Below are 12,429 nucleotides of genomic sequence, written 5' to 3' on the forward strand. Positions count from 1 at the left end.
GACTTTGATCGTGACGGCTCGCGAGGGCGAGTAACTCGGGCGCCTAAGCGGGCAGACGCATCTGCTTGCGCAGGCTCTTGTCGAAGGCCTTGGCCGGCGCGAACCGGCGCAGCAGCGAGATCTGCTTGGCCAGCTGACCTGCCGGGTAGCGCAGGCGCGGCTGAGGATCGACGGCGGCGGCGCGGACCACCTTGGCCACCACTTCGGGCAGGTCGGCGGTCGGCATGACCTCGTCGAGCAGGGCCCGGAAACCGGCCCGCGCCTGGTCGTAGACGGCGATCGGCGAGTCGGCCGGCAAGGCATTCTGATCAAAGGCGCTGCGGATATAGCCCGGCTCGATCAGCGAAACGCGGATGTTGAAGGCGCGAACCTCGTGGTCGAGGGACTCCGAATAGCCTTCCAGCGCGTGCTTGCTGGCCGCGTAGTGGGCGGAATAGGGGGCGGGGATCAGTCCGAGCACGGAGCTGATGTTGAGTATGCGTCCCTGGCGGCGCGCGCGCATTGACGGCAGCACCGCATTGATCACCCGCATGACGCCGAACAGATTGACGTCGAACAGGGCCTGGGCCTGGCGGATCGAGGTTTCCTCGGCCCCGCCCATCAGGCCCAGCCCGGCGTTATTGACCAGCAGGTCGATCTGGCCCGCTTCGGCCAGGATCTTGCCGATCAACGCCTGGACGGACCCGTCGTCGGTGACGTCGCAGGTCAACATGCGTACGTCCTTGGGCGGATCGGCGAGGGGACGGCGGCTCGTGCCATAAACGGTGAATCCAGCGGCGGCCAGGGTTTGGGCGATGGCGCGGCCGATGCCGGCGGAGGCCCCCGTCACCAGGGCGATCTTCTTGCGTTGAGCGGTCATGGGCCTTCCCGTAGGCAAAGGGCGCCGTAGTGGCGTTGCACTTTGCATTACGATCATAATGTGCAATTATGTTCATAATGCAATAGGATTCTTGGAGGCGGGACATGCGCTACGAAAAAGGTCACCGGGACGCGTCGCGTCAGCGCATCCTGCAGGCGGCTTCGGAACGGTTTCGCGCCGACGGCATCGCCGCCTCGGGGCTGGCGCGCGTCATGCAGGACGCCGGCCTGACCAACGGCGCCTTCTATCCGCACTTCCAGTCCAAGACCGAACTGGTGCGCGAAAGCCTGGCCGCCGCCATGGAAACGCAGGCCCAGCAGATGGCCGAGGTCCTCGCCGCCGAGGGCCTCGACGGAGTCATCGCGACCTATCTCTCGCCCGAACACCGCGACAATCCGGGGATCGGCTGCGCGGTCTCGGCCCTCGGCGCGGAGCTCGCCCGCGAGCCGCCGGAGACGCGCGCGGTCCACTTCTCGCGCGCCACGGCGCTGGTCGAACAGGTCGCCGCCCATATGCCGCCCGAGGCCGAGGACCCCGAGGGCATGGCGCTGGCGTTCTTCGCGACCATGATCGGCACGCTGCAACTGGCCCGCGTCGCCGACAACGCCGAGATGTCCGATCGCATTCTCGCCGTCGGCCGGCAGGCGGCGCGAGCGCTGTCGCGAACGCCATCCTTGTCCGCGGCCTAGGCTAGCGGCTGAGTCTCGTGGACAAGCGGACCGTCAGGTTTGCGATGGCGCGAGGATCGCGCTCAGGGCCGGGGCCAGGACGGTCCCCAGCTCGAACGCGCTCGGGTGCTCGTGGCGCAGCTTGGCGCGCTGGAACAACATCAGCTTACGCCGGATGGACGGGCCGGTCAGGGGGACGAGCTTGATCTTGTCGGTCTCGTAGCCTCGGGCATAGAGGCGAGGGATCACACCGACGGCGAGGCCGGCGCCGACCAGGCCAAACAGCGATCCGACCTGGTCGACACGAAAGCGCTGGGACGGCGAGAGGTTGTTCTGCCGCATGGCGGCCGAGCTCAGCTCGCCGATGCTGCCGCCGGTGAAATGGACGATCTCGCTGCCCTCCAGCGCGCTCCAGGGAAGGGACGGCGTCGCGGCGAGAGCATGGTCCGCCGGCGCGGCCAGCATCATCTCGTCTTCCATGATCAGGCTGGCGTCGATCCCCTCCTCAACCCGCCCCAGCACGCCGATGACGAGGTCGAGCGCGCCGGACCGCAGGTCGGTCATCAAGGCGTCGCTCTTGCCGTCGCTGAGGTGCAGGCTGAGGTCGGCGCGCGTGCGGCCCAGCAGCGACACGGCGTCGGCGGCCGCCGGGATCGCCGAGGGGATCGCGCCGATGCGCACGACCGCCTTGCCGCGCGTAGCGGCGTCGTTCATGTCCACGAAGGCGTTGTCGGCGGTCGTCAGCAGTCGGCGGGCGTGGGGCAGGAAGGCCGCGCCGGCCTCGGTCAGGGCGACGTGATGGGTGCTGCGGTCGAACAGCCGCAGGCCCATATGCTCCTCGATCTGCCGGATCGCCGCGCTGAGCGCCGGCTGCGAAACGGTCATCCGCTCGGCGGCGCGGCTGAAATTGGCCGACTCCGCCAGGGCCGTGAAGAACCGCAGCTGGCGCAGCGAGATGGCCTGGATGCGAGCGGCCGGGCGGGGCAGGGTGATGGTCGAAGAGGGCTGCACGACGGGGTTCCAGACTGGCTGGATCGCGCCTGTGGGCTGGCTATAAGCGCGATCTATAGCGAGATAAATACAAAGAATTTCCCTTTCTAAGAGGGCTCGCTAGCGTGCCTTCATCGCGCTTCCACCCAGCAGTATAAATAGAAGGCAGAGAAGATCGAAGTCGTGCTCAAAGGAGTGCGAATTTTGATCATCTCTACTTATCGGGGTGAACAACGATAAAGAGAAAAGGCCGGGAGGGCTGTCGGCGAGGCGCGCCAACAACCAAGGGGGTTCTTCGATGTCGTTCGCCGATTCCGCGCCTGATCCTGTTCCTGTCCGCCATCGCTCCAAGGCGTCGTGGCTGGGCATCGCCTCGACCGCCGTGCTGGCGGCCCTGGCCTGCGGCGGCGCGGCCAGCGCTCAAGAGGCCCCGGCGGACCAGATCGAGGCGATCGTGGTCACCGGCTCGCGCCTCAAGAGCCCCGACGCCACCAGCGTCAGCCCGGTCAGCACGGTCGGCGACAAGGAGATCGCTCGGCGCGGCGTGGTGCGGGTCGAGGACCTGATCAACACCCTGCCCCAGGCCTTTGCCGACCAGGGCAGCGGCAATCGCGGCGGCACCGTCGGCGCCAGCGGCACGGCGACCATCAACCTGCGCAACCTCGGCAACCAGCGGACCCTGGTGCTGATTGACGGGCGCCGCCTGATGCAGGGCGACCCGGCCCGCTCGGCGGCCCAGGCGGCCGACATCAACAACATCCCCGCCGCCCTGATCCAGCGCATCGACGTGGTCACCGGCGGCGCCTCGGCGGTCTATGGCTCCGACGCCCTGGCCGGGGTCGTCAACTTCATGCTCAAGCGCGACTTCGAGGGCGTGCAGCTGGACGTCCAGGGCGGCGTCTACATGCACGACAACCACAGTTCGATCGTCTCGGCGGCCAAGGCGGCCGGCCAGACGCCGGCGTTCGGTCGCGAACTGGACGGCGAGCAGCAGAGCTATTCGATCACCGTGGGCAAGAACTTCGCCGAGGGCCGGGGCAACGTCACCGGCTTCTTCAGCTACAAGGACATCGCCGGCGTCGGCACCAAGGACCGCGACTTCTCGACCTGCAACCTGTCGGCCACGGCGGCCGGCTATGCCTGCTCGCTGTCCAGCGCCACCTATCCCGTGCAGTTCCAGCTGACCAACCCGACCACGGGCGCGACCCGGGGCAGCTATGCCCTGGAAGGCAACACGCTGCGGACCTATCGCACCTCGGACGGCTTCAACAATGGCGCCACCTACGACCTGCAGTCGCCCGACAAGCGCTACAACGCCGACCTGTTCGGCCGCTACCGGATCTCGGACAAGGCCGAGCTCTATGGCGAGCTGATGTACATGCACGACGAGGCCGACATCAAACTGTCGCCCACCGCCGTGTTCACGGTCTCCGAGAAGATCAACTGCAACAACCCGCTGATTTCGGCCCAGGAAAAAAACCTGATCTGCACCTCGGTGGGCCTGACCGACGCCCAGAGCGCCAACGTCATCGTCTCGCAGCGCAACGCCCTGGGCGGCTCGCGCCATGACTACAGCGACCACACCTCGTATCGCGGCGTGGCGGGCCTGCGCGGCGACCTGACCTCGCGCTGGCGCTACGACGTCTACGCGCAGTACGGCCGCACCGACTACACCTCGCGGCTGACCGGCGACTACTCGCTGGCCAAGTTCGCCAAGGCCCTGCGCGCCGTGACCAACGCCAGCGGCCAGGTGGTCTGCGAATCCGTGGCCAACGGGACCGATCCGGCCTGCGTGCCGATCAACCTGTTCCAGGCCGACGGCATCACCTCGGCGGCGCTGAACTACGTGCAGAACGTGGTCCGCCGGAAGGGCTATACCGAGGAGAGCATCCTCAGCGGCGCCCTGACCGGCGACCTGGGGCTGACCAGCCCGCTGGCGTCCTATCCGATCGGCCTGGCCCTCGGCGCCGAGTACCGCAAGGAGAAGATCAGCTTCCAGCCCGACGCGGCCTACAGCAGCCGCGACGTGGCCGGCAATTCGGGCGGCGAATTCCCGATCGCCGGGTCGTTCGACGTCAAGGAAGTCTATGGCGAGATCCGCGTCCCGCTGGTCGAGGACAAGCCGTTCTTCAAGAGCCTGTCGGTCGAGGGCGGCGTCCGCTACTCCGACTACAGCACCGCCGGCGACACCTGGGCCTACAAGGGCGGCGGCGAGTGGACCCCGATCCGCGACGTGCGCCTGCGCGGCAGCTATCAGCGCGCCGTCCGCGCTCCCAATCTCGTGGAGCTGTTCGGCCCGCAGCGGGTCGTGACCGCGGCGATCACCGACCCGTGCGAAGGCGCGACGCCCAAGGCGACGGCGGCCCAGTGCGCGCTGTCGGGCGTGACGGCCACCCAGTACGGATCGATCGCCCCGGCGGCGGGCCAGCAGTCCGGCGCCATGGTCGGCGGCAATCCGGACCTGGATCCGGAAACCTCGAACACCAAGTCGTTCGGCGTGCAACTGCTGCCGCGGTTCGTGCCCGGCCTCAGCGTCTCGGTCGACTATTTCGACATCGACGTGAAGAAGCTGATCACCACGGTGCCGGCCAGCATCGAGCTGAACCAGTGCCTCAACGCCGGCATCGCCTGCGACCTGATCAAGCGCAACGCGGCGACCGGCTCGCTGGTGACCAGCGGCTATGTGATCACCACCAGCGTCAACGCCGGCTATCTGAAGACCCGAGGCCTAGATTTCGCGGCCAGCTATTCGCATGACCTGCCCGAGCTGTTCGGCCGCAGCATGGGGCGCCTCGGCCTGAATTTCGCCGGGACCAAGACCAACCGGTACGAGGTCCAGATCCTGCCCGGCCTGGCCCCGTATCGCTGCGACGGCCATTTCGGCGTCACCTGCGGCCAGCCRATCCCTGAATGGCGTCACCGCCTGGTCGCCGACTGGACCTCGCGCGGCGGCGTCAACCTGTCGACCACCTGGCGCTACATCGGCGGCACGACCAACGACAAGTCCAGCCCGTCGATCTATCTGGCCGGGGTCTATCAGCCCTACGACCTGAAGATGCCCAGCGTCAGCTATGTCGACTTCGCGGCCTCGGCGAACGTGACCGACAAGGTCACCGTGCGGCTTGGCGTCAACAACGCCTTCGACAAGGATCCGCCGCTGACCGCCAGCACGGGCGGCCAGACCTCGAACGGGGCCTTCTTCGCGGGGATGTACGACTCGCTGGGCCGCTACATGTTCGTCGGCGCCACCGCCCGCTTCTAATCCAGTCCCTTTCCGATCCAGACGGGGGAGGGGCGTATTTCCTCCCACGTCCAGGCCAAGGACCTCCCATGCTGCCCTGTCGCTTTCCCCCTTGTTTGCGTCCAGCAGCCCTTGGCCTGGCGGCGCTGCTCGCGAGCCTGTCGCTCGCGGGCGGCGCATCCGCCCAGACCGCCTCGCCAGCCTCGAAAGAGAAGGTCGCGATTTTCTTCGACAACGACTTCCTGGGCCCCGGCCAGAGCAACATCCAGTCGCTGATCCCGCTGCTGCGCGACGACCGGGTCGAGCTGCTGGGCATCGGCGTCGTCACCGGCGACGCCTGGCTGAAGGAAGAGGCCGCCCACGCGCTGCGCTTCCTCGAGATCGCCAAGCGCCCCGACGCGCCGGTCCACCTCGGCGCCCAGATGCCGCTGATCCGCACCCAGGCCGAGATGGCCAACTGGGAGGCGCGTTACGGCAAGGTGCCGTTCAAGGGCGCCTGGAGCACGCCGCGTCCCGGCCGCACCTACCATCCGCAGGACCCCGACCTGATCCCGCCGATGCCCGAGGGCGCGCCGACGATCAAGGCGTCGGACGAGGACGCGGTCCACGCCCTGATCCGCGCCGTCCGCGCGCGCCCGGGCCAGGTGACGGTGGTCAGCGCCGGCCCCCTGACCAACATCGCCCTGGCCCTGAGGATCGCGCCCGACCTGGCCACCCTGGCCAAGGAGGTCGTCATCGAGCCCGGCAAGCTGGACACCGCCGTGGCGCGGGTGACCGGCAACACCGACTACGCCACCGACTTCAACTTCATCTTCGATCCGGAGGCGGCGCACATCGTGCTGACCGCGCCGTGGAAGAAGATCACCGTGATGGGCAATGTCACCGCCGCCGCCAAGGCGACGCAAGCGGTGGTCGACCGGATCGGCGCCTCCGGCACGCCGGTGGCGACCTACGTCAAGACCTATGCCCGCATCGGCCAGCCCCTGTGGGACGAGATCACCGTGGCCGTCGCCATCGACCGCTCGCTGGTCACCGAGGAGCTGGTCGCCCGCATGGACGTCGACACCTTCGCCGGTCCTTCCTACGGCCAGCCGGTCGTCTGGAAGGCGGACATGGCCCCCAACAGCGGCGAGCGCGAGGTCCATATCGTGCGGGCGATCGACGTCGACCGCTTCGTCGAGACCTTCGTGGCGCAGGCCTCCCGATGAGCCGCCTGCACGCCTTCCTCGACCGGCGCTTCGCCCTGGCGGCCCGCGACACCACGGTCGGCCGCGAGATGATGGCCGGCCTGACCAGCTTCCTGGCGGCCGCCTATCTGATCGTGGTCATCCCGTCGCTGCTGTCGACCGGCGGCATGGACCGGGGCGCGGCGACCACGGCGGCGATCCTGGTCATGGCCCTGGGCAGCATCGCCATGGGCCTCTACGCCAACCTGCCGTTCATCGTCGGGCCCGGCATCGGCGGCTCGGTGATCCTGGGCGTGACCCTGGCCCACACCGAGCACGTGCCGCTCTCGACGGGCCTGGCCATCGCCATGACGTCGGGCCTGCTGTTCATCGTCCTGACCCTGACCGGCGCGCGCGAGCTGGTGGTGCGGATGATCCCGGCCCAGATCAAGCTGGGGCTGGGGGCGTCGATCGGCCTGTTCATCGCCATGCTGGGCTGCCGCGACGCCGGCATGGTCTCGATCAACGCCAAGACCATGGCCTTGAAGCTGGGCGACTTCTCGCAGCCCGGGCCCGTCGTCGCCCTGATCGGCCTGGCGGTCGCCGTGGCCCTGCAGGCGCGCAAGGTCCCCGGCGCGGTGCTGGCCGGCATCGCCGCCGCCGCCCTGGCCGGCGTGCCGCTGGGCCTGACCCAGCTGCCCGCCAGCGTGTTCTCGGCGCCCCACGCCCTGACGCCGGTGGCCTTCAAGGTCGACCTGATGGGCGCGTTCAGCCTGGCGGCGCTGCCCTATATCTTCGCCTTCTTCGCCGCCGAGTTCTTCTCGACCCTGGGCACGACCCTGGCGATCGGCGGCAAGGCCGGCTTGACCGACGCCGACGGCAACCTGCCCGGCATCGAGCGGCCGTTCCTGGTCGACTCCCTGGTCGCCGCCGCGGGGCCGCTGATCGGCGTCCCGGCCGGCACCGCCCTGGTCGAGTCGGCGGCCGGGGTCGAGACGGGCGGCCGCACCGGCCTGACGCCCGTCACCGCCGCGGCGCTGTTCCTGGGCGCGCTGTGTCTGCTGCCGCTGGCCATGGCCATTCCTAAGCAGGCCACCGCCCCGGCCCTGATCCTGATCGGCGTCTCGATGCTGGGCACCATCCGCCACCTGCGCGGCGAGACGGTGACCGACCTGTTCCCGCCCATCGCCATGGTGCTGCTGACCTTGATCTCCAACAGCTTCGGCACCGGCATCGCCGGCGGCCTGCTGGTCCACGTCATCGTCCAGGTGCTGGCGGGCAAGGCGCGGGAGATCCCGGTCGGGCTGTTCATCCTGGCCATCCCGCTTGGCTACTACTTCTACACCGCCGCCACGCACTAAGTTTCAAAGCCTCAAGGCGCCATGATCATCGAGCCTTCAAAAAGCATCGGCAACGTTCCCGCGTCCACGCTGGGGCGCGCGACGACGGCGGCGCAGCGCGACGTTTTCCGCGCTATCCCCAAGATCGAGCTGCATTGCCATCTTCTGGGAGCCGTCCGCCGCGAGACCTTCGCCGAGTTCGTGCAGGCGCGCGGCGCGCCGATCAGCGCCGCCGAGATCGCCGCCTTCTACGAGCGCGGCAGCAAGCCAATCGGGGTGCTGCGCGTGCTGCGGGCGCTGGAGCGTTATCTGCTGCTCCAGCCCGACGACTTCCGACGGATCACCTACGAGTACCTGCAGGACGCCGCGGCGGAAAACGTGCGCCACGCCGAGTTCTTCTGGAATCCGACGGCCACCATCCGCGACACCGGCCTGACCTATGGCCAGGCGCAGGCCGGCATCCTGGCGGGGATCCGCGAAGCCTCGGCCGACTTCGGGATCAGCGCCTTGCTGATCCCCGCCATCGACCGTGAGGCCGAGGCCTCGCACGCGGTGGAGATGGTCGAACTGATGCTGGCCCATCGCGACGCGGCCGTGCCGGGCATCGGCATCGACTATCGCGAGAATGACCGCCCGCCCGAGCTCTTCCGGGAGGCCTACGCCCTGGCTCGCGGCCATGGTCTGAAGGCCACGGCCCATGCCGGCGAGTTCGGCATGCCCTGGACCAATGTGCGGACCGCCGTCGATCTGCTGGAAGTCGATCGCATCGACCATGGCTACACCATCGTCGACAATCCGGATCTCGCCCGGCGCTATGCCGACCGCGGCGTGCTGTTCACGGTGGTGCCCACCAACTCCTACTATCTGCGCACGCTCGCGCCGGAGCGCTGGGCGCTCGACCATCCGATCCGCGCGATGTCGGAACTGGGCCTGAAGCTTCATCCCAACACTGACGACCCGACGCTGCACAATGTCAGCCCGGCCGGCGCCTGGGAGCTGATGCACAGCCACCTGGGCTATGATGTCGGCGATCTGCGCGACATGATGCTGAACGGTATCGAGGGCTGTTGGGCCGACGCCGATCGGAAGGCCGCCTGGCGCGAGCAGTGGCCGGCGGCGTTCGACGCCTTGGTCGACAAGACGGATTGGCCGTCCCCCGCATCGTTCGGCCGGTGAGCGCCCAAGGCCAGTCGGCGGCGATCATCCGTCGGACAGGTCACCCGACCGTCGTCCTCCCGAAGGGAGGGGCGCGGCTAAGGTCATCAAAGCAGCATTCAGGCGCCGCGATTTTAGGAAATCGCTTCGAGATCGTTCACTTGAAAAGGCTCGAAGGTTTTTCGCGCGAAACTACTTCATATTGATGAATATCGTGACGAATATGGATCGTCAACGCATGTTTTCATCATGATATGGCGTCTTTAAGCTCGAAAACGACGACTAAAATCTTCGTCGAGTGGCTTGGGTGCGGTTCGGGGTGAGGTTTGCGGGGATGGGCCGGCCGAGACCAGGCCCGAGGATTGGCGTGGGTTCCGGGTCCGGAGCCGGAGCGGCGCAGGTCCATTCCGCTTCAGAGGAGCGGCAGGCCTTCGAGCGTCGCAGTACAGGGGACTGGAATGAAGAAGATTGCGAAGACCAAGGCGTTGGCCGCCATTCTGCTGGCGGGGGCCATGACCGCGCCGGCGGCCCTTGCTCACGCCGAGACCACGGCCGCCATGAAGGCCGCGGCGACCGCCGGCGTGGATGCGCGGGCCAAGCTGAACCAACAGATGATCGACCAGGTGTTCAGCTATGCCGAACCCGGTTTCCAGGAGTTCCGCACCTCTGAATATCTGACGGGCATTCTCGAGAAGAACGGCTTCAAGATCACGCGCGGCGTCGCGGGCATTCCCACGGCCTGGACGGCCACCTGGGGAAGCGGCGGGCCGCTGGTGGCGCTGGGCAGCGACATCGACAACCTGCTGGGCCTGTCCCAGTACCCCGGCGTCGCCGAGATCAAGCCGATGGTCGAGGGCGCGCCGGGCCATGGCGAGGGCCACAATTCGGGCATGCCCATGATGATCGTCGCGGCCCTGGCGGCCAAGGACGTCATGGAGAAGAACCACATTCCGGGCCGGCTGATGCTTTGGCCGGGCGTCGCTGAGGAGCTGCTGGCGGCCAAGGCCTACTATGTGCGCGCCGGCGTGTTCGACGGCGTCGACGCCTCGATCTTCGCCCACGTCAGCAAGGACTTCAGCACCGGCTGGGGCCCGGGCGGCAACAACGGCATGGTCTCGGTGGAATACACCTTCCACGGAAAGACCGCCCACGCGGCCGGCCAGCCATGGGACGGTCGCTCGGCCCTCGACGGCGTCGAGGTGATGGACATGGCGTGGAATATGCGGCGTGAGCACCTGCCGCTGACCCAGCGTTCGCACTACGTGATCACCAACGGCGGCGGCCAGCCCAACATCGTCCCCGGCGTCGCCACGGTCTGGTACTATTTCCGCGAGAACACCTTCGACTCGATCCGCAATCTCTACGAGTTGGGCAACACCATCTCGCAGGCGGCGGCCATGGCCACGGGCACCACGGTCGAGCATCGGGTGCTGGGCTACGCCGCGCCCAACTACAGCAACAAGCCGCTGGCCGAGGCCGCCTACGCCAACATCAAGGCCGTCGGCATGCCGAAGTGGAGCGCTGACGACCAAGCGTTCGCCAAGTCGGTCCAGGTCGCTCAGAAGTTCAAGCTGCAGCCGCTGGCCACCGAGGTCGCGCCGCTGTCGACGCCGGACAGCCGCGGCGCCTCGATGGGCGGCGGCTCGGACGACATCGGCGACGTGATGTGGACGGTGCCGACCATCACCATCCGCTATCCCTCCAACATCCCGAACGCCATCGGCCACAACGTGACCTCGGCCATGGCGATGGCGACGCCGATCGCCCACAAGGGCGCCGAGGTCGGCGCCAAGGCGGTGGCTCTCACGGTGTTGGACCTGATGACGACGCCGAAACTGGTCGCCGACGCCAAGGCCTACTTCCAGAACGTCCAGCTGAAGGACACCAAGTACGACCCGGTGCTGACCAAGGACGACAAGCCGGCGATCTGGTTGAACGAGGACATCATGGCCAAGATGCGCCCGAAGATGGAGCCGTTCTACTACGACTCCAGCAAGTACGGCTCTTATCTGGAGCAGCTGGGCATCAAATACCCGAATGGACTTGCGAAATAGCTATGGATGACTTTGCTGGAAGCGTTCGGAGAGCTTGGCGTCGCTCCGAATTGCTTCCGGCAGGGCGTGGTTAGCTGCGCCGCGCCTTGGCCTTTTCCTGAAAGACGATCGGCGGCGTGCCTCGCCGGGCGACCTCGCGCATCACGAAGCTGCTGCGGATCTTGGCCACGTGCGGCAAGGTCGACAGCTCGCGGCGATAGACACGATCATAGTCCTCGAAAGACTCGACGTTGAGCATGATCAGGAAGTCGGTGTCTCCGGAAACGAAGCCGCAATAGGAAACGGACGGACATTTTACGACTTCACGCTCGAATTCATTGAGCGCCCGCTCGGCCTGGGAGCTCAATTCGATCGCGACGAACACCACGACACTATAGCCGAGCATCGGCAGGTTCAGATTTGCCGAATAGCTCAGCACCGCCTGGCGCTCTTCCAGGCTTTTGCGGCGACGCGCCACGGYGGTGCTGGAGAGGTTGATTTGTTCGCCCAGCCAGACGTCAGAGGCTCGTCCGTCGACGGAAAGTTCCTTCAGGATCTGATAATCGACGCTATCGAGGTCAAGGTGGTCAGGTTTCGACATCGAATTTGCAACTCCGTGCATAAAGCAGCAGCAGAAGTACAGTTCTGGCGCTGAAAAGCCAATTTATGAAAGTAGTTCAAGAGCAAATTTGATAATTTGATGTGCGTCGCGACTTGCAGGCGACGCGTTGTTTCAGCGACGGCGAACACGCTAAGCGTGAAATTCTTCTACGCCGCTCTTAATGGGCGGTCCGCAGGGTGGAAACAAGCAGAAACCTGCTGCGACAGCAAAGCGTCGTGGCGTGTTGGGTGTGCGACCGAAACGGCGGGCCTGGTCGGCGCCGTTTTTAACTAGACCTGTCGAGACAACTTCAAATCTAGAAGCAGATTTCGCACGCCTGTGTTTCGGCGAGTATTGCAAAGCCATGTCTCTCTAT

9 protein-coding genes are annotated in these 12,429 nt (G+C 66.8%); 6 read left to right on the top strand and 3 right to left on the bottom strand.

The features are described 5' to 3' along the window. Nucleotides 1-43 precede the first annotated feature (43 nt). On the bottom strand, nucleotides 44-859 hold the full coding sequence (locus tag AC1DSO_RS19995; RefSeq protein WP_477070475.1) for an oxidoreductase: 816 nt from the start codon (nucleotides 857-859) through the stop codon (nucleotides 44-46). 104 nt (nucleotides 860-963) lie between these two features. Between AC1DSO_RS19995 and AC1DSO_RS20000 the strand changes: the two genes are divergently transcribed. After that, the gene (locus AC1DSO_RS20000) at nucleotides 964-1,548 is read left to right on the top strand and encodes a TetR/AcrR family transcriptional regulator (protein ID WP_477070476.1); all 585 of its coding nucleotides are present in this window, start codon (nucleotides 964-966) and stop codon (nucleotides 1,546-1,548) included. A 33-nt stretch (nucleotides 1,549-1,581) separates the two neighbouring features. Here the strand turns inward: AC1DSO_RS20000 and AC1DSO_RS20005 are convergent, their stop codons facing one another. Continuing rightward, nucleotides 1,582-2,538 carry a LysR family transcriptional regulator gene (locus AC1DSO_RS20005; protein ID WP_477070477.1) on the bottom strand — a complete coding sequence of 319 codons (957 nt, stop codon included), beginning with the start codon at nucleotides 2,536-2,538 and terminating at the stop codon, nucleotides 1,582-1,584. Between the two features lie 277 nt (nucleotides 2,539-2,815). Between AC1DSO_RS20005 and AC1DSO_RS20010 the strand changes: the two genes are divergently transcribed. The 5 genes from AC1DSO_RS20010 (at nucleotide 2,816) to AC1DSO_RS20030 (ending at nucleotide 11,473) form a co-directional block, all read left to right on the top strand. Further along, entirely contained in the window at nucleotides 2,816-5,779 is a 2,964-nt protein-coding gene (locus tag AC1DSO_RS20010; protein WP_477070478.1) for a TonB-dependent receptor, read from the top strand. Nucleotides 5,780-5,874: 95 nt separating this feature from the next. After that, the gene (locus tag AC1DSO_RS20015) at nucleotides 5,875-6,966 is read left to right on the top strand and encodes a nucleoside hydrolase (protein ID WP_477070479.1); all 1,092 of its coding nucleotides are present in this window, start codon (nucleotides 5,875-5,877) and stop codon (nucleotides 6,964-6,966) included. Next, nucleotides 6,963-8,285: an NCS2 family permease gene (locus tag AC1DSO_RS20020; protein WP_477070480.1), complete on the top strand. Its 1,323-nt coding sequence runs from the start codon at nucleotides 6,963-6,965 to the stop codon at nucleotides 8,283-8,285. Before AC1DSO_RS20015 ends, AC1DSO_RS20020 begins: the two co-directional genes overlap by 4 nt. A gap of 21 nt (nucleotides 8,286-8,306) precedes the next feature. Beyond that, nucleotides 8,307-9,440: an adenosine deaminase family protein gene (locus AC1DSO_RS20025; RefSeq protein ID WP_477070481.1), complete on the top strand. Its 1,134-nt coding sequence runs from the start codon at nucleotides 8,307-8,309 to the stop codon at nucleotides 9,438-9,440. A gap of 437 nt (nucleotides 9,441-9,877) precedes the next feature. After that, entirely contained in the window at nucleotides 9,878-11,473 is a 1,596-nt protein-coding gene (locus AC1DSO_RS20030; protein ID WP_477070482.1) for an amidohydrolase, read from the top strand. A gap of 70 nt (nucleotides 11,474-11,543) precedes the next feature. Here the strand turns inward: AC1DSO_RS20030 and AC1DSO_RS20035 are convergent, their stop codons facing one another. Beyond that, nucleotides 11,544-12,053 (bottom strand): Lrp/AsnC family transcriptional regulator, encoded by a 510-nt coding sequence (locus tag AC1DSO_RS20035; RefSeq protein WP_477070483.1) that lies wholly within the window; start codon nucleotides 12,051-12,053, stop codon nucleotides 11,544-11,546. Nucleotides 12,054-12,429: the final 376 nt, after the last annotated feature.

This window comes from Caulobacter sp. P4_E5, from assembly GCF_056401555.1.

Coding starts and splice junctions, on each gene's coding strand:
- AC1DSO_RS19995 (WP_477070475.1), bottom strand. CDS start 859: ATGACCGCTCAACGCAAGAAGATCGCCCTGGTGACGGGGGCCTCCGCC.
- AC1DSO_RS20000 (WP_477070476.1), top strand. CDS start 964: ATGCGCTACGAAAAAGGTCACCGGGACGCGTCGCGTCAGCGCATCCTG.
- AC1DSO_RS20020 (WP_477070480.1), top strand. CDS start 6,963: ATGAGCCGCCTGCACGCCTTCCTCGACCGGCGCTTCGCCCTGGCGGCC.
- AC1DSO_RS20025 (WP_477070481.1), top strand. CDS start 8,307: ATGATCATCGAGCCTTCAAAAAGCATCGGCAACGTTCCCGCGTCCACG.
- AC1DSO_RS20030 (WP_477070482.1), top strand. CDS start 9,878: ATGAAGAAGATTGCGAAGACCAAGGCGTTGGCCGCCATTCTGCTGGCG.